General features: G+C 59.1%; 18 protein-coding genes. 8 read left to right on the top strand and 10 right to left on the bottom strand.

Translation table 11 applies throughout. The annotated features are described in order from the left end of the window. Window positions 1-10 precede the first annotated feature (10 nt). The 3 genes from WG915_RS04070 to WG915_RS04060 all read left to right on the top strand — a co-directional run bounded on the left by WG915_RS04070 (window position 11) and on the right by WG915_RS04060 (window position 8,357). Window positions 11-1,858 carry a FadD32-like long-chain-fatty-acid--AMP ligase gene (locus tag WG915_RS04070; RefSeq protein ID WP_339564096.1) on the top strand — a complete coding sequence of 616 codons (1,848 nt, stop codon included), beginning with the start codon at window positions 11-13 and terminating at the stop codon, window positions 1,856-1,858. Between the two features lie 144 nt (window positions 1,859-2,002). Further along, window positions 2,003-6,775, top strand: a complete 4,773-nt coding sequence (gene pks13 / locus WG915_RS04065) for a polyketide synthase Pks13 (protein WP_339564095.1) — start codon at window positions 2,003-2,005, stop codon at window positions 6,773-6,775. Window positions 6,776-6,803: 28 nt separating this feature from the next. Next, window positions 6,804-8,357, top strand: a complete 1,554-nt coding sequence (locus WG915_RS04060; protein ID WP_339564094.1) for an acyl-CoA carboxylase subunit beta — start codon at window positions 6,804-6,806, stop codon at window positions 8,355-8,357. Between the two features lie 252 nt (window positions 8,358-8,609). Here WG915_RS04060 and WG915_RS04055 read toward each other — a convergent pair whose 3' ends face one another. From WG915_RS04055 to trmB, 5 genes are read right to left on the bottom strand one after another with little or no spacing between them, the layout of a single operon-like run. After that, on the bottom strand, window positions 8,610-8,954 hold the full coding sequence (locus WG915_RS04055; RefSeq protein WP_339564093.1) for a DUF3054 domain-containing protein: 345 nt from the start codon (window positions 8,952-8,954) through the stop codon (window positions 8,610-8,612). Continuing rightward, window positions 8,951-9,979: a lysylphosphatidylglycerol synthase transmembrane domain-containing protein gene (locus WG915_RS04050; protein WP_339564092.1), complete on the bottom strand. Its 1,029-nt coding sequence runs from the start codon at window positions 9,977-9,979 to the stop codon at window positions 8,951-8,953. The genes WG915_RS04055 and WG915_RS04050 overlap by 4 nt, the downstream gene beginning before the upstream one ends. After that, a complete protein-coding gene (locus WG915_RS04045) occupies window positions 9,979-12,402 on the bottom strand; it encodes an MMPL family transporter (protein WP_339564091.1) in 2,424 nt (807 codons plus the stop codon). The genes WG915_RS04050 and WG915_RS04045 overlap by 1 nt, the downstream gene beginning before the upstream one ends. 27 nt (window positions 12,403-12,429) lie before the next feature. Next, window positions 12,430-13,104 (bottom strand): NYN domain-containing protein, encoded by a 675-nt coding sequence (locus WG915_RS04040; protein ID WP_339564090.1) that lies wholly within the window; start codon window positions 13,102-13,104, stop codon window positions 12,430-12,432. Next, window positions 13,105-13,905, bottom strand: coding sequence for a tRNA (guanosine(46)-N7)-methyltransferase TrmB (trmB, locus tag WG915_RS04035; RefSeq protein ID WP_339564089.1), 801 nt, complete (start codon window positions 13,903-13,905; stop codon window positions 13,105-13,107). 37 nt (window positions 13,906-13,942) lie between these two features. Here trmB and WG915_RS04030 point away from each other — a divergent pair, with 37 nt between their 5' ends. From WG915_RS04030 to WG915_RS04020, 3 genes are all read left to right on the top strand, one after another. Continuing rightward, window positions 13,943-15,112 (top strand): hypothetical protein, encoded by a 1,170-nt coding sequence (locus WG915_RS04030; RefSeq protein WP_339564088.1) that lies wholly within the window; start codon window positions 13,943-13,945, stop codon window positions 15,110-15,112. A gap of 7 nt (window positions 15,113-15,119) precedes the next feature. Beyond that, entirely contained in the window at window positions 15,120-15,458 is a 339-nt protein-coding gene (locus WG915_RS04025) for a hypothetical protein (protein ID WP_339564087.1), read from the top strand. Between the two features lie 158 nt (window positions 15,459-15,616). Beyond that, the gene (locus tag WG915_RS04020) at window positions 15,617-17,446 is read left to right on the top strand and encodes a phosphoenolpyruvate carboxykinase (GTP) (RefSeq protein ID WP_339564216.1); all 1,830 of its coding nucleotides are present in this window, start codon (window positions 15,617-15,619) and stop codon (window positions 17,444-17,446) included. A gap of 88 nt (window positions 17,447-17,534) precedes the next feature. Here WG915_RS04020 and WG915_RS04015 read toward each other — a convergent pair whose 3' ends face one another. After that, entirely contained in the window at window positions 17,535-18,320 is a 786-nt protein-coding gene (locus WG915_RS04015; RefSeq protein WP_339564086.1) for a class I SAM-dependent methyltransferase, read from the bottom strand. 26 nt (window positions 18,321-18,346) lie between these two features. Here WG915_RS04015 and WG915_RS04010 point away from each other — a divergent pair, with 26 nt between their 5' ends. After that, window positions 18,347-19,489 carry a glycosyltransferase family 4 protein gene (locus WG915_RS04010; RefSeq protein ID WP_339564085.1) on the top strand — a complete coding sequence of 381 codons (1,143 nt, stop codon included), beginning with the start codon at window positions 18,347-18,349 and terminating at the stop codon, window positions 19,487-19,489. On the opposite strand, the gene WG915_RS04005 is transcribed toward WG915_RS04010, so the two are convergent. Both WG915_RS04005 and WG915_RS04000 read right to left on the bottom strand, forming a co-directional pair. After that, a complete protein-coding gene (locus tag WG915_RS04005) occupies window positions 19,448-20,824 on the bottom strand; it encodes a hypothetical protein (RefSeq protein WP_339564084.1) in 1,377 nt (458 codons plus the stop codon). The two genes, WG915_RS04010 and WG915_RS04005, sit on opposite strands and share 42 nt — an antisense overlap. A gap of 123 nt (window positions 20,825-20,947) precedes the next feature. Beyond that, the gene (locus WG915_RS04000; RefSeq protein ID WP_339564083.1) at window positions 20,948-21,994 is read right to left on the bottom strand and encodes a DUF3068 domain-containing protein; all 1,047 of its coding nucleotides are present in this window, start codon (window positions 21,992-21,994) and stop codon (window positions 20,948-20,950) included. Window positions 21,995-22,056: 62 nt separating this feature from the next. Here WG915_RS04000 and WG915_RS03995 point away from each other — a divergent pair, with 62 nt between their 5' ends. Continuing rightward, window positions 22,057-23,169 (top strand): acyltransferase family protein, encoded by a 1,113-nt coding sequence (locus WG915_RS03995; RefSeq protein WP_339564082.1) that lies wholly within the window; start codon window positions 22,057-22,059, stop codon window positions 23,167-23,169. Here the strand turns inward: WG915_RS03995 and WG915_RS03990 are convergent. Further along, on the bottom strand, window positions 23,070-26,216 hold the full coding sequence (locus WG915_RS03990; protein ID WP_339564081.1) for an alpha-(1->3)-arabinofuranosyltransferase domain-containing protein: 3,147 nt from the start codon (window positions 26,214-26,216) through the stop codon (window positions 23,070-23,072). The genes WG915_RS03995 and WG915_RS03990 overlap by 100 nt on opposite strands. Further along, the gene (locus tag WG915_RS03985; protein WP_339564080.1) at window positions 26,200-26,397 is read right to left on the bottom strand and encodes a DUF2613 domain-containing protein; all 198 of its coding nucleotides are present in this window, start codon (window positions 26,395-26,397) and stop codon (window positions 26,200-26,202) included. The genes WG915_RS03990 and WG915_RS03985 overlap by 17 nt, the downstream gene beginning before the upstream one ends. Between the last annotated feature and the right edge of the window lie 8 nt (window positions 26,398-26,405).

Raw genomic sequence — 26,405 nt, 5'->3', positions numbered from 1 at the left:
AAGGAATCAAATGGATCTCAATGCCGCCATGGGTCGGTTCTTCAATGACAAGGGCGACATCGTGCTGCCCAACGAGTTCACTCTCGCCGCAATGTGCGAACTTATGTACCAAGCCGACGCGGCTGCTGGCGGCGGTGACCGAGAGGTGATCCGCTTCTGGGACTACTCCGAGTCTCGCGAAGGAAAAGTAGTTCGCTTCACACGCTCCCAGGTAAACACCCGCATCAAGGCTGTTGCTGCTCGCTTGCAGCAGACTGGCCCCATGGGGTCTCGAGTTGCCATCCTTGCGGGCAACTCTGCTGAGTACATTTTCGCCTTCCTTGGCGCCCTGTATGCAGGCATGATCCCAGTTCCGCTCTACGATCCAAACGAGCCGGGCCACACCGACCACCTCACTGCGGTATTGGCCGACGCCAAGCCGAACTTCGCACTTACCAACTCTGTGAGTGCAGGTGCCGTCCGACGTCAGTTCGCCGCACTGCCTGCCGCGGAACGTCCACGCATCCTTTCCGTGGATTCCCTGCCGGATTCCCTGGCCGAGTCCTTTGTAAATCCGATGACGAACCCAGAGGTGCTGGCCAAGCTCAAGGAATCTAAGACTGCCCCGGCCGATTCCATCGCTTTCCTCCAGTACACCTCCGGATCCACCCGCACCCCAGCGGGCGTGGTGCTGAGTAACCGCAACATCATGGTCAACGTGTTGCAGATCTTCCGGGCGGCTCAGCTGAAGCACCCAATGCGGCTTTCCTTGTGGATTCCACTGCACCACGACATGGGCATGATCCTCGCAGCGTTTGTCACGATCCTCGGTGTGGAACTGGATCTCATGCGCCCCAAGGATTTCCTGCAGCAGCCAACCCGCTGGCTCGAGCAGCTGAATCGACGGGAAAACGATCACAACGTCTACACTGTGGTGCCTAACTTCGCCTTGGACCTGGCATGTCGCTATGGCAAGCCAGAGGGCGCCGCGCTGGATCTTAGCGCAGTAGACGGCATCATCAATGGCTCTGAGCCGGTAACCCAAAAGAGCGTGGAGGCCTTCTTCGCGGAATTTGGTCAGCATGGACTCAAGCGCGAGGCGATGCGCCCGACCTATGGCCTTGCTGAAGCAACCTTGCTGGTGTCTACCCCAAGCACTCCCAACCGCCCACTATTCAAGAGCTTTGATCGTGAGGAGTTGGCGCAGGGGCGCGTCACCGTGGTTGAAGATGGTAGCGAGAACGCCTCAGTGTTCGCCTCGGTCGGTGAACCAATTGCGCCAATGTGCATGGCCCTTGTTGATCCTGAAACCCGCGAGGAGCTGCCCGAAGGCCAGATTGGTGAATTCTGGGTATACGGCGAGAACAATGCAATCGGATACCTGGATCGCGATGAGGAGACCGTCGCTACCTTCCGCAACACGTTGGTAGGCCGACTCGCAGAAAACTCCCGTGCTGAAGGTGTGCCGGCGGATGCTTACTGGATGGCTACGGGCGACTTGGGCACCTTCATTGACGGCCAGATCTATCTGACCAGCCGTTTGAAAGACCTCATCGTTATCGCTGGTCGCAACCACTATCCACAGGATATTGAGCACACCGTCCAGGTGGCGAGCGATCACATTCGTCCCGGTGCGGTTGCCGCGTTCGCGATCGAAGGTGAAGACGTCGAGAAGCTCGTTATTATTGCCGAGCGTGACCTCAACGCTGAGGAATCCGGGGACGCTGCTGCTATCGCAGCCATCAAGAACGCGGTCACAGAGAACCACGGCATCAACCCGCACGACGTTCGCATCGTGGCACCCGAAGACATCAAGCGCTCTTCCAGCGGTAAGATTGCTCGCAGGGTAGTGCGCAAGTTTTACCTTGAAGGAAACTGATCTGAGTTATCAGATGTAACAATCAGGTACTATAACGCGAATGTCTCTAAGAGAGAGCCCTTCCTAGCCTGGCTAACCCCCAGCTAAAGTGGAGGGCTCAATCTGTTGTTGTCCGTAAACGAACCAAGAGGGTGAGAAACCGGCATGGATTCCAGCCAGGCGTGCACCGCGATGACCATTTCTGAGCTTAAGGAGTGGCTGCGAAACTGGGTTGCCAACGCAACCGGACTGCCTGCGGAAGAGATCTCGGACGATAAACCTCTCACCGCATTCGGACTGACCTCTCGAGACGTGGTGTTGCTGTCCGGCGAGCTGGAAAACAAGCTTGGACTGGAGCTCGACGCCACCATCGCGTATGAGTATCCCACCATCGGTGCGCTAGCAAAGCGCATTATCGACGGCCCTAGTGACGCCACCCTAAAATCGGCGCGCCGATCCTACGGCGATCAGACTTCTGGCTCCCACGACATCGCAGTAGTGGGCATGGCGGCGCGGTTCCCAGGGGCGGACAACCTCGAAGAAATGTGGGAGATGCTGGTCTCCGGCACGGATGCCACTTCAGAATTGCCGCTTGGACGTTGGTCCGAGTACTCCGCCGACGAGGTAATGACGGAGAAGATCGCAGAGAACAACGTGCGAGGCGGCTACATCAAGGACATCGCCAACTTCGACGCCGAGTTTTTCGGAATCTCGCCGGTTGAGGCCGCAAACATGGATCCGCAACAGCGATTTGCCCTGGAGCTGACCTGGGAGGCGTTGGAGAACGCACATATCCCAGCGAGCGCCCTGCGCGGTGAACCGGTAGGTGTCTTCATCGGATCTTCCAACGTGGACTACGGGATGATCATTACCGCTGACCCCGCTGAGGCGCATCCTTATGCGCTGACCGGCACGGCTAGCTCCATCATCCCGAATCGCGTCTCCTACGCCTTTGACTTCCGTGGGCCCTCCGTAAGCGTGGACACCGCCTGTTCTTCCTCACTGGTCGCCGTGCATGACGCGGTGCGCGCCCTGCGCGCCGGCGACGCGGACCTAGCAATTGCGGGCGGCGTCAATATTCTGGCGTCTCCGTTTGTATCCACTGCTTTTGGTGAACTTGGCGTTATCAGCCCGACGGGAAAGATTCACGCGTTTTCGGATGACGCGGATGGTTTCGTGCGTGCCGATGGCATCGGCTTGGTGGTGCTCAAACGAGTGGAAGAGGCGGTCGCCGATGGTGACAACATCATCGCCGTGATCAAGGGCTCGGCCGTAAATTCGGACGGGCACTCCAACGGCCTGACGGCGCCTAATCCCGAAGCTCAGGTGGATGTGCTGGAGCGCGCTTACTCTGACGCGGGAGTTTCGCCCAACAAGGTCGATTACGTGGAAGCACATGGCACCGGAACCATCCTCGGCGATCCGATCGAAGCAGCAGCCTTGGGCGCGGTGCTTGGAGCTGGCCGCGACTTTGCGGAACCTACCCTGTTGGGCTCGGCGAAGACGAACATTGGCCATTCGGAATCTGCGTCTGGTTCCGCAGGACTGATCAAGGTGCTGCTCGGTATGCAGCGCGGCGTAATCCCGCCGAGCATCAATTTTGCCGGCCCAAATCGCTATATCGACTTTGACGCCGAGCACCTCGAGATCGTCGAGGACCCCCGGGAATGGCCGGAGTACTCCGGTAAGAAGGTTGCCGGTGTTTCTGGGTTCGGCTTCGGCGGCACGAACGCACACGTCGTGGTGCAAGAGTTCGACCCGGCAGATTATGAGCCACGAGATAGTGCCCCAGCAGAACTCGACGGAGTGATTCTGCCAGTGAGCGGGTTGTTGCCTTCTCGACGTCGACAAGCGGCGGCGGATCTGGCTGATTTTCTCGAGGGGCGCAGCGACGAAGACCTCATTAAGGTCGGACGCTCCCTAGCACGCCGCAATCATGGCCGCTCCCGCGCGACGGTTGATGTCGCCACCGTGGAAGACGCAGTGAAACGGCTGCGACAAGTCGCCGAGGGCAAGAAGAGCATTGGCATCAATGTCGCAGATGCGCCAGCAGCCAATGGTCCGGTGTTCGTATACTCGGGCTTCGGTTCCCAACATCGCAAGATGGCCAAGGACATGCTGGAGCTATCGCCATACTTTGCGCAGCGCTTGGCGGAACTCAATGAAATGATCGAGTTCGAGTCAGGATGGTCATTGCTGGAGATCATCGCTGATGACGAGCAAACCTACAACACAGAGACCGCCCAGGTTGCCATTACCGCAATCCAGATCGCACTCACCGATCTCTTGGCCACCTACGGGGCAAAGCCCGCCGCCGTCATGGGTATGTCCATGGGTGAAATCGCTGCGGCCTATGCCGCCGGCGGTCTGTGTGACAAGGACGCGATGCGCATCGCGTCTCACCGCTCCCGACTCATGGGCGAAGGCGAGCAGTCGCTACCGGAGGATCAACTCGGCGCCATGGCTTTGGTGGAGTTTTCTGCGGAGGACCTCGCAGCTTTCATCGCTGAGCACCCCGATTACGCTGGCATCGAGCCAGCCGTCTACGCGGGACCAGGCATGACTACAGTCGGCGGGCCTCGCGAGGCAGTGCTGAAGCTCGTGGAACGCCTCGAATCGGAGGGTAAGTTCGCGCGTGCACTCAACGTCAAGGGCGCAGGTCACACATCCGCGGTTGAACCACTGCTTGGTGAGTTGGCCGCCGAAACCGCCGACATTGTCGCCATGCCGACGAAACTCCCGCTGTTTAGCTCGGTGGATAAGGGCATGGTGTACCCGGCTGGATCTGTTATCCATGACTCCGACTACTGGATTCGCTGTACCCGCGGTTCTGTGTGGTTCCTCGAAGCTACCCAGCAAGCCTTGGCCGCTGGACACACCATGCTCATCGAGGTTTCGCCGAACCCAGTCGCGCTGATGGGCATGATGAACACCGCTTTCTCCGTCGGTGCCGGCGATACGCAGCTGCTGTACGTACTGAAGCGCAAGGTGGCGGCAGCCGATTCGATTCGAGATCTGTTGGCAAAGCTCTATGTTGCAGGCCAAGACATTGACTTTGGCGTGATGTACGGCGACGGTGAACGCATCGATGCGCCGTCTATCACCTGGAAACACCAGCGCTACTGGACCGCCGCCCGTCCGTCCTCCAGCGGTAATATCGGCATGCCTGGCCACAAGGTCAGCCTCCCGGATGGCACCGTTGCCTTCTCCTCCCTCGCGGAACTAGTCCCGAGTGCTGAAGCTCTCATGGATTCTGCAGTATCTGTGTTGGATTCTGGCGCCAGCTTGGTCATTAGCGAGGAACGTGCGCCGCTGCCGGCCACCGGTGAGGTCACCACGATCGCAACGCGGCATGTGGGAGGCCTCAACCTTGCGGTCTATCGCAAGCTTGGTGAGGAAATGAGCTTGGTCGCGGAAGGCTTCGCCACCTCCCAGGGATTCACGCCACCAACCCCAGATGAGGAACCACGTCGCGTCGTCGCCCCACGCATTGCCGACGAAGTTGTCATTGAGTCCATGCACTGGGATCCCAACTCAGGCGAAACAGTGGAACAACGTATGCGCACCATCGTCTCCGAAGCCATGGGCTATGACGTAGAAGACTTGCCACGCGAACTTCCACTCATTGATTTAGGCCTGGATTCTTTGATGGGTATGCGCATCAAGAACCGAATCGAGCACGATTTCCAGATCCCAGAGCTGCAGGTGCAAGCGCTCCGCGATGCTTCCGTCGCGGACGTCGTCCGGCTCGTTGAGGAGATGGTCGGAAGCAAAACCGAGCATCCTGAAGCAAACGGGGCCGCAGTCGCTGAGGAGCTAGCTGCGGACGTCGACAAGCCTGCTAAGTCAGCGCACGGTGTTGGTGTAGCACCTCGTGATGCCTCCGAGCGACTCGTCTTTGCTACCTGGGCCACCATCACCGGCGCTGCTGCCGCTGGCGTGACCTCCGCATTGCCGCAGCTTAAGGAGACTCAGGCTGCTGATATTGCCGCGCGCTTGAGCGAACGCTCGGGAACCACAGTCACGGTGGATGATGTGCTCGCTGCCGAGACACTCGAGCCGCTGGCAAACATCGTGCGTGAGGGGCTCGAAACCGAGGTAGAAGGCAACATTCGCGTGCTACGCGCACGTCCAGAAGGGTCGGCCAAGCCCGCTGTATTCATGTTCCACCCGGCAGGCGGATCCTCCGTGGTGTACCAACCGTTGATGCGTCGCCTGCCAGATGACGTGCCCGTGTATGGCGTTGAACGCCGCGAGGGGCCACTCGCGGAACGCGCAGCTGCCTACCTCGATGAGATCAAGCAATACTCCGACGGCCTCCCCGTTGTCTTGGGCGGATGGAGCTTTGGTGGCGCCCTGGCATATGAGGTGGCCTACCAGCTGCGCGATACCGAGGTAGAAGTGGCTACGGTCGCGTTGCTGGATACCGTCCAACCTGCAGAGACGGTTCCAGATAGTATCGAAGAAACGAAGGCTCGCTGGCAGCGTTATTCTTCCTTCGCCAAGAAGACCTACGGCCTCGACTTCCCGGTTCCTTTTGAGCTTTTGGAGACCGCAGGCGAGGACGCGCTGCTCGCCATGATGGCGGAGTTCCTTTCCACCACTGATGCGTCTGAACATGGCTTGTCCGCCGGAGTCCTCGAGCACCAGCGAGCATCCTTCGTGGACAATCGCATCCTGGATAAAATCAATTTCCAGGACTGGGCGGATGTCCAGGTTCCGGTGGTGCTGTTCCGCGCAGAGCGCATGCACGATGGTGCAATTGAATTAGAGCCACGCTATGCCACGATTAAGGAAGACGGTGGTTGGTCGGCTATCGTGGAAGATCTAGAGATTGTACATTTGCATGGCGACCACCTCGCGGTGGTGGATGAGCCCGAGATTGCGACCGTTGGGGCACACCTGACGCGCAGGATTGCAGAGCTCAGCCAGCAGTAGACTAAAGACGGAAACGAGTAGCAGGGTAGTGACTGGACTTACGACGGCAGACAAACTCGCCGATCTTCGTGCACGCCTGGAAAAAGCGAAAGACCCAGGCAGTGAACGTGCTCGCGCAAAGCGCGATGAGGCTGGGCTGACCACGCCTCGTCAGCGCATTGATCGACTGCTAGACGCCGGCTCCTTTGTGGAGGTCGGCGCCTTGGGCCGCACACCTGATGACCCCGAGGCCCCATACTCCGACGGCGTAGTCACCGGCTATGGACGCATTGAAGGTCGGCCCGTAGCTATCTATGCCCACGATAAGACCGTGTATGGCGGGTCGGTAGGCGAAACTTTCGGCCGGAAGGTTTGCGAGGTCATGGATATGGCCATCCGCATCGGCTGTCCGGTGATCGGTATTCAAGATTCCGGTGGTGCTCGAATCCAAGATGCCGTCACCTCGCTCGCAATGTACTCCGAGATTGCGCGCCGTCAGTTGCCGCTTTCTGGGCGTAGCCCGCAGATCTCCATCATGATGGGTAAGTCCGCCGGCGGCGCCGTGTATGCGCCAGTGACCACTGACTTTGTTATCGCCGTCGATGAGCGTGCAGAAATGTACGTCACTGGCCCAGCCGTGATCAAGGAAGTCACCGGCGAGTCCATTACTTCCGCAGAGCTTGGCGGTGCCCGCCAGCAGGAACTCAACGGCAATGTTTCTTATGTTGCTTCGGACGAAGCTGATGCTTTCAACTACGTCAAGGACCTGCTCGATCATTTGCCGTTGACCTGTTCAGAACCCGGTCCGGAGTTCTGGGCACCATCCGATGAGGCTGTCGCAGGGGCTGGCGAGCTGGATACGTTCATGCCGAACGATACAAATGCCGGCTATGACATGCACGACTTGCTCAAGCACCTGTTCGATTCCGACGACCTGTTGGAGATCCAGCCGAGCTTTGCCCCTAACCTCATCACCGCATTCGCGCGTGTCGACGGCAAGTCGGTCGGAGTCGTAGCCAACCAGCCACTTGAATTCGCTGGCTGTATCGACGCCGATGCCGCAGACAAGGGTGCTCGTTTTATTCGCATCTGCGATGCCTACAACATCCCTCTGATCTATATTGTGGATACACCGGGCTACCTGCCGGGTGTAGCACAGGAGAAGGCCGGGCTGATTCACCGCGGTGCAAAGTTTGCCTTCGCACTGGTAGAAGCCACGGTCCCGAAGATCTCCCTGATCGTCCGCAAGGCTTATGGCGGCGCGTACGCAGTGATGGGCTCCAAGAATCTCTCCGGTGACATCAACTTGGCGTGGCCGACCGCTCAAATCGCGGTGATGGGCTCTGCAGCAGCTGTCGTGATGATCCAAGGCAAGCAGCTGGCCAAGATTGAGGATGAGAATCAGCGGGCGTACATGAAGAAGGTCTTCATGGACTTTTATGACGAGAACATGACCTCGCCTTATGTTGCTGCCGAGCGCGGCTACATCGACGCCATGATTGAGCCGAATCAGACTCGCCTCGCGTTGCGGCAAGCACTCCGTCAGCTGGAAACCAAGACTGCTTCTGACCTGCCTAAAAAGCACACGATCATGCCCATGTAACGCTCTCGTTATAATTCACGACATGTGAATTAGAGTTTTGAACCACCAATTGAAAGGGCATTACCAACATGCTGAGCACCGTAGTAGACCTTGCCGGAGATGTGGTCGGCCTCCTCTTCATGGCATTTGATCAGATCCAGCGTTTCTTCGCTGGTGCCACCGGACGCTAATTAGCGCTTCGCTGGATAAAAAAGCTCCCTTTTCACCCTGCCTACCGGCCGAGTGAAAAGGGAGCTTTTTGTTTCTTGTTGGTTAGCGGCGGATCCGCCCGGCGAGAAGGCGCCAGCCCAACAGCAGCAGTCCCGACATGACCGTCGCAACGATGATGAATGAGATGTGCGGTACATGGCCATTACGAATGCCCCAGATGGACAACCCGCCTACAGCCGATAAAACCCACACGAAACTGCCGGCCAGCAGTGACGTGGCACGAAGTTTGAGAGCTGCAATAATCGTCCATGCGAGCGTGACTCCGACCAAGAACGGCCACCAGGTGTCCAGGATATTGGCCACGGTGAACGGCTCGGACTTGTGCGCCAATCGGGCGAAGATCGCAAACGCCAGGATGGCAATGACATCGTAGAAAAAGTACTTCACGGTTTCTCCTTAAGTCCAACTAAATACACTACCCAGCCGATTGCCGTGGCGAGGATGAATGACACCATGCGGTAAACCAGCACCGCGGCCAGTGCGGTTGCCGCCTGCATCCCCACTGCGATGAGAGTAGCGGTCAGCGCTGCCTCTAGCGGGCCGAGTCCGCCCGGGGTCACCCCCGTGGCCCCAATGATCTTGGCAGTGAGGAACGCGAGCGTAATCCCGGCGATATTCGTTCCATTGGGCACTAAAGCCATTGCCGGGATAACGCCAGTGACTGCGACGACCGCAGCCCAGAGGGTGAGAAGATCAAAGACTCGGTTCAGCAGCGAGAGTAGGGTAACCGAAACTAGCTTGCTGAGGGGCAATGTGACTGACTGCAGCTGCCTGATCTGCGCCACCACACCTTCCATTCCTACCTCCGGCGCACGACGAAGCATCCGGTTCACCAGCGGCAGGGTAGCGGTGGCTACACGCTCCAGAAACCACGGGTTGTTTGCAACCCAATACACTCCAAAGGCGAGGGCCGTCATTCCGATTCCTACTGCCACTAGCGAGGCCACGGAAAAGGAAGCCCCGAAAAGGACTACGGCGCCTAACCCGAGAATGACTAACCACAGCGTGGAGAGCGCCCCTGAGAGCACGATGAACCAGCCGATGACCATGACACTGGCACCCCAGGCGCGCTGAACCTTGTATTGCAGCACAGTGGAAAGCGCTGGGCCGCCTGGCAGGCTGCTGGAAACAGCGTTGGCTGCCAACACCAACGCTAGGGCTTGTCCGCGCCCTACTTTGACGCCACCGGCCGCCATAAGGACGGCCATGACTTCGCCCATCGCTAGGAATGATAATGCGCATACCAGCACGGAAATCCCAACCCAGAGCGGCGAAGCGGTGCGTACCGCACCCACGCCTTGGGAAATGAATCCGAGCTGCTCGCGAAAGAAAAAGACCGCCCCGCCAAGTAGCGCTGCGGTCACTGCGACGCGGGCCCAGCGAGCGGAGGTCAGCTTGCTGAGCTCCGCCATTACTTCTTGTCCTGATTCAGACGCTTCATCAGTTCTGAGAATGGGACCAGATTGTCGTCGCTGGCTATGCTTCGGCCGCCGCGGATCGGCATATCGGTTGGGATCGCGTCCTGGATGGCGGTGTCCTCGTGATCAGATGCGGTCGGAATTGCATCCGCGGCAGGCTCGGGACGCCGTGGTCGATATGGTCGCAGCTCTGGTGTAGGTAGCGCCGAAGACTCGGCCGTAGCGCGGTGCCAATCGACGTCGTTAAGCGGTGCAGCAGCAGCCGGTGCGGGGGCAGGGGTGGCGGGAACCATCGAGCCATGGCCCATCCGCTCGGAGGCCTTCTTGATGAAGGCCGGAGCCCACCAGTTGTCCTCGCGCAGCAGGTGCATAACCGCGGGGACGAGCATCATACGGATGATCGTGGCATCCAAAATGAGAGCGGCGATCATGCCGAAAGCGATGTACTTCATCATCACGATTTCGGAGAAGCCAAAAGCGCCACACACTACGATCATGATGAGCGCGGCAGCAGTAATAATAAAGCCGGTGTGCGCGGTGCCGTACTTGATGGCTTGATCGGTGGACTCGCCGCGATTACGGGCCTCCACCATGCGTGAGACGAGGAATACCTCGTAGTCCGTCGATAGGCCGTAAACGATGGCGACGATCAGCACCAAGACCGGAGACATGAGGGGTCCGGCGGTGAAATCGAAGATGTTTGCGCCGATACCGTCGACGAACATCGCAGTCAGGACACCCAAGGTCGCGCCCAGGCCCAATACCGTCATGATGATGGCTTTGGCTGGCAAAATGAGCGATCCGAAGACCAGCGCCATCAAGATGAAGGTGGCGATGACGATGTACGTTGCCATCCACGGCAGCTTCTCGAACAACGCCTCAATTGACTCGACCTCCAGGGCCGGAGTGCCACCGACGTGGAGTTCCACGCCTTCCGGAACTTCGATGGCGCGTAGCTGCTCGACGACGGCCTCGTTATTCTTGCGGTCAACGATGCCTGCGGCCAACACCGTAGTGCCGTCCTTTGTCGCGTGCGAAGGAGAGAACCGGCCAGTCAGCCCCTCGATCGCGTTCGCCTGTTGGTAGACCTCCACTAGCTGGGCGTTGTCCGCGCCAGTAACGACGAGCTTGATCGGCTCGGTGCGGAACTCAGGGAACTGCTCGTCGAACTTAGCTTGTGTGACGCGGGTTTCATTGGACGGTGGTAGGTAAGTTTCGTTGATGCCGCCGAATTTCACACCCACCAGTGGGAAAGTCATTGCTAACAGCAGTCCGACCAATCCGACGGTGACCAATTTCGCATGCTTCATTGACCAAGCCGGGATGCGAGCCCACAAGGTGGATTCCCATTTGGACTCGTCCCGCGTTGTCGAGCGGATGGCAAACTTATCGATGTTCTTGCCCAACATGCCAAACAAGGCTGGTAACACGGTGATGGACAAGAAGGCCGCTAGCCCGACGGCGGAGATCGCTCCATAAGCAATAGACTTCAGGAAAGCCTGTGGGAAGACGAACAACCCAGAAAGCGCCACCACCACCATGAGCGCGGAAAATACCACTGTCTGGCCGGCGGTAGCAGTAGTGTTGGCCACCGCAGTCTTGGTGTCCCGGCCGAGGGCCATTTCCTCCCGGAAACGGGAGACCATGAACAAGCCATAGTCGATGGCCAATCCGAGGCCGAGCAGGGTGACTACTGACTGCGCAAAAACGTTCACCTGGGCTTGGGACGCCAGAATTGACAGCACTCCCAGCGAACCAGCGATGGAGAGTAACCCGACGATCAATGGCATCGACGCAGAGACTACGGAGCCGAAGACCAGGAGCAACAACAAAGCTACCAGCGGCAATGCGAAGATCTCTGCGCGCTTGATATCTCCAGCCATGCCGGAATCCAGGGCATCAGCCACTGCAGTGGCGCCAGCAACCTCGGTAGTAACCCCAGCCGGAAGCTGTTGCGGAGTGAGCTTATCTTCCACGGCTCGGAAAGACTTGAGCGTCTGTTCACCGTCTCCCTTGAGACCGATGGCGGCAAAGGCGGTGCGGTGATCAGCGGTAATAAGCTTTGCATTCTTCTTGTCGAAGTAGCTGGTCACATGCGCAACTTGATCTGGGTTTTGATCTTTAAGCTGCGTTAGATGCGTCTGGATGGCTTGAAAGGCAGCTGGATCGTCGAGAGTAGCGCCCTCGGGTGCTTCGAACATCAAGATGACGTCGCCGGAGTTGTCGCGACCAAAGGTCTCCAGCTCAATTTGTGCCGCTTGAGTGGAAGAGGAATGTGGATCATCCCAGCCCTCTTGGCTCATGCGGTCACCGAGTTGGGTTCCCTGAAAGAAGAACAGCCCAAGGATGGCAGCAATGATCAGTATCGGAACGGTGATGCGAAAGCGGTAGGCAATTTCGCCCCAACGATAGAACACGAATTGTTTCCCTTCGGTGTGAGCGGATTATCGGCTGGAAAGCAGCGCGGAAAGCGGGCGGAATGGCTGCAGCCAAGCACCCTCGGCAGGCAGAGCATCAAGACTAATACGCGGCAGCGGCTCACGGAATACGCCGGGGATTTCCTCTAGGTCCACAAAGTTGATCGTGTCGTGGCCTACCGCCCATGAGGCATGCTCATGGAAGCCAATGACGGTGGCGGGAATGCCTTGCTGAGCTAGTTTTTCAAGGAGCTCGCGGAAGTTCTGGCCGTCTGCCGAGGCGACAATCACACCCTTGAGCACGCCTTCGTTGAAGCGTCGCTTGATGTGATCCAGCATGTCCGGATCGACATCGGAGTCCTCACCGATCTTTGGCTTGGCAAAAACCGCGAAGCCGACATTGCGCAACGCTTCCACCCAAGGGCGCATGACATCTGCTCCGCCGCTTGGGATGTTGGTGAACACGGTGGCCTCTGGCTCAACATGCTCGCCAAGAGTTTCGCTTAGCTCCGAGCCCCGGTTAAGTAGCCAGCGGCCGATGGCGTCGAAACGCGGGCGGTAGGCAGCTGTAGGGCGGCTTCCCAAAATGGCGCCCAGCCCCATATCGATGTTGGGGGCATCCCAAACCAACAACAGGGACTGTGGGGGCTGAAAGTCCTGCGGGCGATCGGTGTAGTTATGCATGAATTCGTGCATGGACATTTATACGACCTCGCTCGGCTTATTGTTACGCTGCCACAGGAATTCTGTGATGATGTGATCTTTTTCTAGGCCCTTGCCCTCAAACTTGGTTATTACCTGGCGGTCGGTGAGCTGTGGGCATTCCGGCCATGGCCAGCTCTTGTAGTCCAGTAGTGGTTCGACATCCACGAGCTCCTTGATCCACTCCGCGTAGTCCGCGTGATCGGTAGCCACATGAAGTACGCCGCCGGGCTTCAGCCGAGTTGCAATGAGGTGCAGCACGCCGGATTGAATGATGCGTCGCTTGTGGTGCCGCGCTTTCGGCCACGGATCTGGGAAGAAGATGCGTACGCCGTCGAGTGAGGCAGGCTCAAACATCCGGTTGAGAACTTCCACACCGTCGCCGCGAATCATACGAATATTAGTGAGGCCCTCACGGACGGCAGCGCCCATGAGTTTGGCGAGACCCGGCTTGTAGATCTCGCAAGCAATAATGTTCGTGTCTGCTTCGAGGGGAGCCATTGCTGCGGTGGAGGTGCCGGTTCCGGAGCCGATCTCCAAGATGGTTTTTGCATCCGAGCGGCCGAACCACTCTGCTAAGTCAATGCGCTCATCAGAGAGAATCTTGCCTAGCCGCGGCCAATTCTCATTCCACATCTTGGTTTGATTTGCGGTGAGAGTGCCACGACGAAAGCTCATAGAACCAAGTCGCGGATAGTCGCGACCGTCGTCAAATTCGGATTGCGGCGGGCGCCCAAATGGGACGTTGCCGACGGAAGTATTGACCGAATCAGGATTATTGGGGGAATCAGTATTATGCATCCTATCCATTTTGCCTGTTGGCGTTCCCATACTCAACATGGCTCCCAAGTTGCGTGCGACTCGCCGATGGGGTGCAATTGGGGGAAGTGATCTAGATCAGTGGGGGCTGACGGATATGGGGAGCAATGATCTACAGGAGTTGCGCGACTTTTGCCGCCAATTTTCTGCTGATCCAGCAGTAGCTGCGTTGTTGGCGCGCAGTGAGGCGCTGCCGCGAGTCGGTGCCTGCACCCTCGAATATCCGGTGCGCATTAAGCTTCCCGACGCCCACAGCGTGCACCTCGCGTGGCCTGCGATTGGCGCGGATGTGGATGTTGTTTTCCTCGTGCACCCTGCTGCACTGCCAGCTCGTGTGCGGGATCGAATCTCGGCTGGTCCTGCAGAGTTCGTGGTTGTTTCCACTGCGACTGATATCCCGGCTGCGTGGTCGGAACTGGATCCTGCGCGGGTAGAAGCAGCCCGATTGCGGAGTTTGCATGCCGGACTCAGCTCCCTCGGATTGGAAGTGCCGGAGATTGCGAGTCCAGTGGAGGCCTCGGGGTCAGTGGTTGTTGGCGTGGTAGGGCCGGAAGAATCGGACCGGCAGCGGGTGCGCGAACAGGTGGCGGCCGCTGGGTTTGCGTTGGGGCAGGGGGTTCACGTGGATGTGGTTGTTGCGGTTGCTCCCGCCGGGGGTTGGCGGAAAGCCGATTACCCCAATTTGGATAAGGCGTTTGTTCAGGTGGGTCGCTTGATTATTACGGCACCGATTCCCAGCGGGGTGTGTCCGGAGGCGGTGCTGACCGCGGAGCAGGAAATTCCCCACGTAATAGACACTGTGGTGAAGACTCCTCCGTTGGCGCCACTGCCAGCTGTCAATCCACTGAGTTGGGAAAGGTCGGTGGCTCGGTTGGAACAATTGCAGCGTGCGCAGCAGCTTCAGCGAGTGGAAAACGGTGGCCCAGATGATCTGTCCATTCCTTGGGGAGTGCTGGCCCTGGTTTTAGCTGACGCACTGGTTATAACGATACTGAGTTACGTGGGGCTATCTCGTGTAGTTGCGAGTGGATTTGCACTCGCAGTTGCGGTGTTGGTGGGGCTCGTGCGTGGCTGGGTGCAATTGCGGGATCGGCTGCAGGCATGGCGCCGAACTCGGGCGCGCCTGGTCAGCGCTACTGCGTTTGGGCCAGGCGCTTGGGTGCGTCGAAAATTGGCAACGCAGGTCTAGGGGGTACATGGTGGACATGAACTGGCTAAATGTTGTTGAACAGGTCCTATCTCAGTCTGGTATTTCCGAGGGTGTTCCCCTGCTGGCGGAAGCCGGGCAATCTCACGTTGAATATGACGATACGGGGCTGACGGTTTTTGCTGATGTGGATGGCGATGGAGTGATTGATCAGGTTTCTCGAATGGATTACTCGGGGGAGTATTGCACCCTGGTCGTTGGCGAAAACATGTCACTCGCTTCGGAGGCGAGCTGGGAGTTATGGGAGGAATCGACCCCCGAAAGTGGGCAACATGGCAATGCAGATTTCAAACAAGTTACTGGTTGGACATGCGCTGATTGGGGGTAGCTGACAGGTAATGACAAATTGTGGTGGTTGTCTCAAGCAACGGGCACAATTCGGTGCTCGTTGTGACTAGTCTTTAAAGGGAGAACGGAAAACGAGCCGGTTCGTCGGTAGCCCAGCTCAAAAGTTGGGGGCCGGTGACCGAAAAGTCAGGAGAAGCGATGACCGCTGCTGCAATTAAGGGCCTTGTGGGTAATGCCCCAACCAATAACGAAGAGCTACTGAGCTGGATTGCGGATGCGGTCGAGTTGTTCACCCCGGAGAAAGTCGTCTTTGCAGATGGCTCCGAAGATGAGTGGGCTCGCCTCGGTCAGAAATTGGTAGATGCTGGCACCTTCATCAAGCTGAATGAAGAGAAGCGACCTAATTCTTTCCTTGCTCGCTCCAATCCATCCGATGTGGCGCGTGTAGAGTCCCGAACCTTTATCTGTACTGAAACTGAAGAAGGTGCTGGCCCGACTAATAACTGGGCCCCGCCGGCAGCTATGAAAGAAGAAATGCTGGCTCACTACAAGGGTGCGATGAAGGGGCGCACCATGTACGTGGTGCCATTCTGCATGGGTCCTATCAGCGACCCAGAACCGAAGCTTGGCGTGCAGCTCACCGACTCTGCTTACGTTGTTATGTCCATGCGCATCATGACCCGTATGGGAAAGGATGCCCTAGACAAGATCGGTGACAATGGCGATTTCGTGCGCGCCTTCCACTCCGTGGGTGCTCCGCTGGAGCCCGGCCAGGAAGATGTGGCTTGGCCATGCAACGACACTAAGTACATCACCCAGTTCCCGGAGACCCGCGAAATCTGGTCCTACGGCTCCGGCTACGGTGGAAACGCCATCCTGGCCAAGAAGTGCTACGCCTTGCGAATCGCTTCCGCAATGGCCCACGACGAAGGCTGGATGGCAGAGCACATGCTCATCCTGAAGCTGAACTCTCCTGAGGGCAAGAGCTACCACGTGGCAGCCGCTTTCCCGTCTGCTTGTGGCAAGACCAACCTGGCCATGCTGCAGCCAACCATCGAAGGCTGGACTGCTGAGGTTATTGGCGATGACATTGCGTGGATGCATATTCGCGAAGACGGTCGCCTGTACGCCGTGAACCCAGAAAATGGCTTCTTCGGCGTTGCTCCAGGCACCAACTACGGTTCCAACCCGAACGCAATGCGCACCATGGAGCCAGGCAACGCGATCTTCACCAACGTTGCACTGACCGACGATGGCGACGTCTGGTGGGAAGGCCTCGAGGGCGAGCCACAGCACCTCATTGACTGGAAGGGTAACGACTGGACCCCAGAGTCCGGTGAGCTCTCCTCCCACCCGAATTCGCGCTACTGTGTGCCAATCTCTCAGTGCCCAGTTGCAGCGCCAGAGTACGACGATTGGAAGGGCGTTCCGCTCGACGCAATCCTCTTCGGCGGACGTCGTCCAGACACCGTGCCGCTGGTGACCCAGGCATTCGACTGGGAGCACGGCACCATGATCGGCGCCCTGCTGGCTTCTGGCCAGACCGCTGCTGCAGCTGAAGCCAAGGTTGGCTCGCTGCGCCACGACCCAATGGCGATGCTGCCATTCATTGGTTACAACGCTGGTGACTACTTGCAGCACTGGATCGACATGGGGCGTAAGGGTGGCGACAAGATGCCAGCTATCTTCCTCGTGAACTGGTTCCGTCGCGGCGAAGACGGTCGCTTCCTGTGGCCAGGATTCGGCGACAACTCCCGTGTCCTTAAGTGGATCGTGGATCGCGTCGAAGGCCGTGTCGAAGCTGACGCTACCGTTGCTGGCCTCACCGCACGCGTGGAAGATCTAGACCTGACCGGTCTGGATACCCCAATCGAAGATGTCAAGGAAGCGCTGACTGCTCCGGCAGAGCAGTGGGCAACTGACATGCCGGACAATGAAGAGTGGCTGACATTCCTGGGCCCGAAGGTCCCTGCAGAGGTTCACTCGCAATTTGAGGCACTGAAGAAGCGCATCGCAGACGCTTCCTAAAACACAAGGATCCTCTCCGAATTGAGGCGTCCGCTCCAGCTCTTGGGGTGGGCGCCTCAGTTTTTGGTTTCCAGCAGTGCTGTGTCGCTTAGGGCAGTGCCTGTTCAGGATCAGTCTTGCGCAACACAATCACTAGGTTGCTGACCAAGAATTCTCGCAGCCCGGGGATGCGCACAAGCCACCATGCCCAGGCTGGGTGATAACGCGGGATAAGTGCCATCACCTCGGCATCCTTTAGACTCTGCGCCCACCGAATCCCTTCGGCGCAGGAAAGATCGAATAGCGATTCCCCGAAGACGTTTTTCGGTGCGTGCCCATGCTTAAGGGCGTAGCGATCGCGCGCCCAAGCCCCGCCGATGTAGTGCTGCCATAATCCGGTCTCGTGTCCACCGAAGGGGCCGAGCCACACCGTGTAACTCAGCACCACCAGTCCTCCGGGTTTAGCTACCCGCAGCATTTCTTCGCCCATCGTCCATGGCTGTGGCACATGCTCCGCGACGTTAGAAGAATAGACGAGGTCGAAGACACAATTGGCAAACGGAAGGCTCAGGCCGTCGCCACGCACGCTTTGCTTCGCTGGTAGCCCCGTGGCGTGCAACTCCGTCGCCGAAGGTTCGACAGAGAGATAGTGGGAGCCCTGTGCTGTGAAAGTGCTGGCGAAGTAGCCGGGGCCGCCGCCGACGTCCAACACCCGGCTACCGCGCAGACCGGTGCCAGAAATGTCCCGATGCAGAGAGTCGAGCAGATTAAATGTGTCCGTCGCGAGCCCAGAATAGAAGGCCTGAGGGCGAGTTTGCTCCATGGGGAAGGAACGCAAGAGTCGCCAAGAGCGGCGTAGCGTCGCTAAGGCGCGGGTGCGGTGGAGTTGGTTCACAAGAGCATTGTAGGCTGTCCAAATATATGAAGATTCTTCTGCTGTGTTGGCGCGATACCGACCACCCACAGGGTGGCGGCAGTGAACGCTACCTAGAGCGGGTCGCCGATTTTGCGGTGGCGCATGGCCACCAGGTGATTTATCGAACGGCCTCATACCCCGGCGCGCCCCACCGGAGCATTCGCGACGGCGTGACTTTCCTGCGCTTTGGCGGGAGATACTCCGTATATGTCACGGCGGCGATCGAGATGTTGCTTGGGCGATTTCGCGACGTAGACATCGTGGTAGATACCCAAAACGGCATCCCCTTCTTTGCCAAATGGTGGATCCGCAAACCAACGATCGTACTCACGCATCACTGCCATCGGGAACAATGGCCGGTAGCCGGACCGGTGCTGGCACGCGTGGGGTGGTTCTTAGAGAGCCGCCTGGCACCGATTGCTTATCGACGCTCCCAGTACGTCACCGTGTCCGAGCCTTCGGCGCTCGAGTTGGCGGGCCTCGGCGTGGAGCGCAGCCGCATTGCCATCATTCGTAACGGTGTGGACCCGGTGCCAGAATTTGCTCGGCTGCATACCGACGGCCGCATCCACTTGGTTACCTTGTCGCGTCTAGTGCCGCACAAGCAGATTGAGCATGCCATCGACGTAGTGGCAGCTTTGGCTACTCAACATGATGTGGTCTTGGACGTGATTGGCTCCGGCTGGTGGGAGCAGGAGCTGTGGGATTACGCTACTTCCGTTGGAGTGGGGGACCGCGTGATCTTTCATGGGCATCTAGACGAGACAGAAAAGCATGCGGTGCTTGACCGCGCCCAGCTCCATCTGATGCCGAGCCGCAAAGAAGGTTGGGGACTGGCCGTGATCGAGGCCGGCCAGCACGCAGTTCCTACGATTGGGTATCGCAACTCTGCGGGATTGCGCGATTCCGTCATCGATGGTGAAACCGGAGTGTTGGTAGCAGACAAGGCGGCGCTGATCCGGGAAGTCTTTGACCTGCTGCGTTCGCCCGAACGGGCAGCGGAGATGGGGGAAGCTGCGAGGCGTCGCTCGGAGTCATTTTCTTGGCAACAAACAGGCGCGGACTTCCTAGCATTGCTGGTTAAGGTGGCACAGAAACAGGTGCCATCAACGAGCGGAAGCGCGCCGGGATATACTGCCACGGCCTAGCGCCCAACCGGCAAGGGCCAGCCATTCGATGAGAAGGGCCAGGCCCAGCCACCACTGCCAGCCTCGCTGTGGCCCGATGCCGGGGACCTCGATAAGATCCGCAGCGGTGGATGGGTACACTACCCCGATGCCAAGCTGCGCCAACTCCGGCACCGAGCCAGCTGCCCACAGTCGACTGGCCTCCTGAAACCTCGGTGAAGGGGAATCAACTTCAATGCCGTCGACAAGCAGGGCGCCATTTTCGACGAGTGGCACCGCTTTGGCCAGCGGGTTTACCGTGGGGGTGCCGTCGATAAGCACGAGCGTTGGTAGGCCGGGGACGAAGACATCTCGCCCTTGGGCAGCCTGCTGGATTTCAGTGATGGTTGTGGGCTCGGGGACGGGGCGAAGGCGCGCGACGGACCAAGGGGCATCCCACACTTGGAGTAGCGTCAGCGCGATCGCCAAGGTGGTGAGGAAGCGAGTACGCAGACTTGAGACGAGGGCGACGAATAGCGGCAGCGTAAGGAGAAGAAGCTTGTGGGAATCCCGCAGCAGCCCTCCGCCCGGCACCTCCGTACTGAGGAAGGTGGCGAGTGGGGGAACAAAAGCCAGCAACATGGCCGCACCCAGCCCCGTGCCACCGAGGACACTCAGCCGCAGCGGTACGCGCTGCACCCCAGCGAGCAGCAGCACAAAAAGAAATACCCCAGCGAGCGCAAACCCGGCTGACCTTGAGGGCGGGACCGCTGCAGAGTTCCAGATCCCGCCGAGCCCTAACAGCGCGCCTACCGTACCGACCATCCCCTCGGCGCGGGAAGCAAAGAGTTCGGCCCCTGCCCCGGAACTGGTGGGTGGGGAAAGCACGCTGGGTACCAGCCACGGCAGGCAGAGTAGGAAACCAAAGAGGGCAGTCCGCCAACGTGGCGCCATGACGAGCGCGACTGTCAGCCCGAATATTGCACCGGTTGGGGTGAGTGAACACAGCCATAACGCACAGAGGAGGGGTTGCCAGCGGCCCGAGCCACTCCAAGCCGCGACCCCCGGTAGTAGCCAGGCCGCGATCACGAGGCTCCACTGTCCTTGCAGGAGTCGCTCAATGACGAAGGGGTTGAAGATCGTCAAGGTGATCGCGGCTAGCTCTCCGAGGCGCGTCGATCCCACGAAGCGGGCTAGACTCAGCGCCCCGTAGGCCCCGAACAGTCCCGATCCCAGCAACAAGAGCCGGACGAACCAAGAAGCCGGGAGTACAAAACCAACCAGCGCCAACAACCCATCCTGCGGGGCGTTGCGCGCGGCTAAGTCGCCGAATCCTAAGGCAGCAGCAGAAAGCACTGGGCTGTTGATGACCGCCATATCGCGATGCAACAGCACTCCTGGGAAGAGTAGCGGCCACATTAGGCAACCGAGCAAAAGCACTGCCCAGCCACAGTACAGGCCCGGCCAAAGTGGAATGTGCTGCCGCAACATCAGCAAGCCTTAGACTCGTCGGCGCAGATAGAACAGGCCGAGCGCTCCGAAAACTGCGGCACCTGTCGTAACTAGGACAACGCCAACCTGGACCGACTTGAGCACACGCAGCCCAGATTTCGCCCGAGCCCATGCATCACTTTGGGATGATTGATTCCAACGTAGGGTTGCGGTGTACAGCGTGCGCGGTGATTTTGGTGTCGTCTGCTCTGCTTCCGCAGTGTCGCCGGCGAGGAAAACATGCGGAATCTCAACACTATCCACGATCGTGCCCGTCTTCGGCTCGACCCACAATGTGCGGGTGATGGAGTAGTAGCGGTTCAAAGCCACAACGCTACTGCCAGAGATTCCCTCCGCTTCCAGTTCCTGCTCGGTGTAAAACTGCCGGGCCAGGCCTGTGATCTGGGAGCCATCGAGCTGCGTTGGTTCGATGGCCTGGTGGAAACGATAGACGGTCTCGCCGCGCAGCTTCTCGCGATCATGAAAGTCGATCGGGGACGTTGTCGCCGAAAACTTATCAAAGTAGTCATAAGAGCGAAACTCGGTGGCAAACGGGAAGACATATTGCAGCCCGGTGCGGACTTGATCGTGAGTTTCATGGCTCAGCCCCTGGATGGGCGAGCTTGTTCGCAGTGACGCAATGGGCTCGTCCACGGGGAAAGAGGAGTGCCGTACAAAGCGTGCTTCGTCCTGCGAGGTGAACAGGACATTGTTGCTGTCCGCAGTGATGTCCTCGGAGACATGGAACTTGATGTCTTTCCGAGTCTCGCCAGGTTGCGAGGTGATCGTGCGGCTAGCGGTGACAAGGGGGCGCTCGATGAAACACACAAGCGCGGGAGCGTGTTCGCATTCCGGTGATTTATCTACCGGAGTGCCAGCTTCCCAGGCTGCTGCATTGAACAACGTTGCTTCAGCTGATTCGGTAGTAGTCTGCATCGAAGCACCTACTTGCAGCAGCCGCACCTGCGAAGTGGCCAGGGCGGGCCCCACCATACGCAGCGCGAGCAAGATGAAGGTCAGCACGAACGCCGTCGTAGCCTTAGCCTTCGGTGTCACAGGCGCGCCTTTCCACTAGTATCCAGGTACAGCCACGTCGATAAAATCAGGAGGCCGCAGGGGTGTCAACAGCTCAAGTTTACGCACAGCGGCCCGGTTTTCTCCCACAGCTCGAAGGTCTGCGCGCGGTAGCGGCGTTTGGCATCATGCTCACCCATGTCGCGTTTCAGTCAGGCATGCGTCCGAATTCTGTCCTCGCGCGCTTTGACTTCTTTGTTCCAGTGTTCTTCGCGCTTTCCGCCTTTGTGCTGTGGCGACGCTACGAAAGTACAAGCAGTTGGAGGACCTATTTCCAGCACCGAGCTGTGCGCATTCTCCCAGCCTATTGGGTAGCCGTAGTGGGAGTGTTCTTGCTGCTTCCCGACGCCTTTGGCACGAGTATCTCTACCATCTGCGCCAACCTAGTGCTGGCTCAGATTTACGTTCCCGATGCACTAGCACCAGGCTTAACGCATCTGTGGTCCCTGTGCGTTGAAGTGACGTTTTATCTGGTGCTACCAGTGATCGCATGGGGATTGAGACGCTTTCGTTCCCGCACCCGCATCCGCGTCATCCTCGCAAGTTGTGCTCTAAGTCTGCTGTGGCCATTTTTGCCCTTCGTTGCAGATTCTCCAGCTCCCGGCCTAGCAAACCTGCAGATTTTTCCTATCTCCTATGTGTGTTGGTTTGCTGTCGGCCTGATCGCTGCTGAGCTAGAGGGAAGAGTTCGGGTGCCCGGGCCGTGGTGGGCATATTGGGCGCTTGGTCTCGCGGTCGCCTGGGGCGCGGCACAGTCATGGTTTGGTCCACTCGGTCTTGAACACCCCTCGCCGGCGGCGTTCGTGCGACGCGTGTTGGCGGGGGCTCTGTTTGGAGCGCTATTCCTCCTGCCGGTGGCGTTAGCACCTGGGCCACGGGTGCTCGCTTCCCCGATGGCGCAACTGCTGGGGAAGTGGTCCTATGCGGTTTTCCTATGGCATGTTCCGATGCTGTCGTGGGCATTCCCGTTGCTGGGAGTGCCACCATTTAGCGGGCATTTTGTTTTGGTGTTAGTTATGACGGTGGCGTTGACAGTTCCGGTAGCGGCAGCTAGTTACTACTTCGTGGAAGAACCGGTACTGCGTTGGTCCAAGTACCGTGCTGGCAAGACCAAGGCCGCGAGTGAAATACAACAGGCGAGGGTAGCGAACCATTGATCTCCCGCGTAGGTCCCAGATGGCCATGGGGCGTGCGCTAGCCACAGCCCGGCGATGCACACCCCGGCAGCTGCAAGGTGAGCACGGGTAATCAATGTGAACTTCAGGATCCCCGCAGCCATCACTAATGCCACTATTCCCGCCCAGCCGCCGACCACGCTGATACTGCAGATTCCGAGCGTTACCGGCCATGCCGTCAGTTGTGTCGGCACGGTCGTTAGCGAACGGCGACGCAGCAAAAACACGCAGCCGAGGGCAGTGAGGATCAACAGGGCAGTTCCGCCGAAGAGGCTGTACCGGTACGGGGTGTCACCGATAAAGGTCAGCCGTACCTCACCGTGGCTACCGGCGGGGATACGGAAAGCTTGGGTGTCGGCATCGACCCGCTCGGTTACGACTGGAACGCCACCGACCGTGGCCCGCAATCCAGGATTGAAAGCACGGCCGGTTACCAACAGCTGTTCTTGGGTCGATTCCGGGACGGTCGCGCCGATGGGTGTCGGCGGCGGAGCTGGTTGAAACTCCGGAGTAGTCAGGCTGATCCACCGGGCGGTGGTGGATAACTCATGTTGGCCGGGTTGCAGGGTTATCGTCTCGCCGCATGCGACCGGGGCAGCGTCGAGCAGGAAGTCATCACTGACTCCGGATTCATTTGCCGTTTTGGGTGATTCAGAACAAGAGGAGGCATTTACCCGCACCGTCATTTCTCGAGGCGCAGTAAATAGCCGATGGATGCGATCGGTGTTGACAAAGACGCGTTGGAATAGGAATTGCTGCACGTCCGGAGAAGTGTCGGGAACCTCGAGGATCCGGCGTACATCGTGGCCTTCCACCTTGACTTCAGCCAAACCGACTGGTTCACGGGATGCACCCAAGGTAATCGTGATCTTCTCGGCGTCGGTTACCGGTAGCTCCACTGTCAGTGGCGTACCGGGACGTGCGACTTTGTTGACGGTGGTTGTGTCTGCCGCGATGCTGAGAACGACCGGAGCCCCCTCGGTGGTGATGTGCACGACCGGCCGGTGGAAAGCGCCGGTCATGCTGAACTTCTCGCCCTTTTGTTTCCCGGGCGCTGGGTACCAGGCGGTATCCGGTGATCCATCAACTGCGGCTGTTATCGAGCGAGCTGCATCGGCGCCGCCGAAGGCGGTTGCTTGTGCGGCAGCAGAGGAAGCCGCAACCTGAATGTCCCCGGTTGCGATGCGGCTTAATGGCCCGCCGGAGGGGTAATCCTTGACGGTGTTGCGGACATCTTCTCCCTCAGCAGTGGTGGCCAGTGGCGCGGACTGAGCGTTCCACACGCTGCCGTAGTTCCTGGTGAGCAGCTGCGGCGTATCGGTGACGATCTGCGCATCGTTGTCGGTGATGCGGTAGGTGCTAGGGCCGTTCAGGTCGTCGAGTAGCGCGAGCGACTCACCGCCACCAGCTACTCGCACCGGTTCCGCGGTGGTGACATGCATGTTGTGATCCAGGTTGAACTCGACGATGTCCACCTTTCCGAACTCGTGGACTTTCAGCCCCGCCTTCCGGAACTGGGTGCTCAGCGCCTTGGAGTTAGTAGCTCCAGCGAGGTCGTGTCGAATCACTGCTGCGCCCACACCGAGCCTGGCAAAACCCTCTGGGGTAGGGTGCGCCATCAGGCCGTCTAGGCCGCGGATCGTCTCGGGTGGTACCAGCGGAACTGCGTCGCGAACCACCCAGGGGACATCGAGGAGTGGCTGTAATGGTTCGTCCCTGGTCCAACCCCAAGTCTGGCGCGCGAAGGATGCCTGGGGCAGGATAACGGTGCGTGTGTTGCGGGCGTTGGTATTCAACCAATCGGCGGCCTCCTGCCAGTACCCCGGCACCTGTTCGTAGCCACCGCGAGGGGCAAGACGTGCACTCCACACCGGGGCGAGGCTGCCGAGCGCGACGGCGCAAATCAGCGCTATCGCCGCGTATCGACGCCCCTGGTGTCTAAAGCGAATGCTTGAAGCACAATGCACAAACCCAACCACGATGGGCAGATGCACTAGGGCATCGAATTTGTGCACATTGCGTAGCGGAGCGCCGGGGCCGTCGAGAAAGCTAAGGACCTCGGGGCCGAGGGGGCCGTGTGCTCCCGCCATAATCATTGCGCCGACGAGCAGCAGGGAAATCCACAGCCGGCGCTGGGGCGCTGATGCCAACCCGGCTAGCCCCAGCGCGGCTACTGCCACGCTGAGCAGGACGAAGTAGGGAGACGTTGCCAGAATCGTACCGGCCATGCGTTCCGAATCGGCGAACGGCGCCCAGGACGTTGTTCCCCGCAGCATCTCCACCAGGTTCAACCACCGTGTGGTGACGTAGGAGCTTTCGATGAAATCCGTGAATGGTGGGGCATAGCGACCGAGAATCACTAGTGGCCCCAGCCACCACACGGAGACGGCGGCACAGCCGAGAACCCAGCCAAGCAGTGGGCGCCATGCCCGTGCCAGCAGCAGCGCAAGAAATGCCGGGACGCAGGCCGCAGCAGTGGCGGTGGCGTTGACAGCGCCCATACCCGCGACAGCGAGGAGGGAAGCGGCGACTTGGCTCGACCGGGGGCGCGCTCCTACCAGTGGGAACAGTACCCAGGGGGCCAGCATGAAGGGCCAAGCCTCGGAGCTGATCGCGCCGAGGGTGGTGATGACGCGCGGCGAAAACGCATACAAAAAAGCGCCGAGGATCCGCCACCCCGGAGTGCCGATGGCTAAGCGGTTGAGTAACAGGAGAAAACCCGAAAAGCCGACCCCAGCAACGAGGGTCCACCACAGTCGCTGCGCAACCCAATCCGGCAGTGGTTCGCTGAGGACGAAGAACAACCCTTGTGGGAAGAGATAGCCGTAGGCCTGATTCTGCAACTGTCCGAGCGGGAAGATATCGGTCCAGGCGTGCAGTGCATTCTTGAGGAAACCGATCGGGTCGGCAGCGAGATCGTGTTTGGTATCGGCAACCGTCAAGCCTGGGGACTGCGCAAAACTCAACAATAAGATGAGGAGCCAGCCCAGCAGGTGCGGGTGGTCCTTAGCTTTACTCGCGAGTGCCATACTCCGGGCCGCCTAGGAGTGCGGAATCCGCGTCGGCAGCGTGCCCAGCTGGAAGGGAATCCTGGTTGGATACGGTAGCGATGCCGATAACGGCCGCTACGCCCACAGCTACACCGACCACCGCGCTAGCAAGCGCAGGGCCGATCGAGCGGCGCACTAGGGTGTCGGATTCCAAAGCCATAGGGCGAA

This window comes from Corynebacterium sp. H128 (genome assembly GCF_037482625.1).
Taxonomy (GTDB): domain Bacteria; phylum Actinomycetota; class Actinomycetes; order Mycobacteriales; family Mycobacteriaceae; genus Corynebacterium.
The sequence above is the reverse complement of the archived record's forward strand: the minus strand, read 5'-3'. Positions and strand labels throughout refer to the sequence as shown.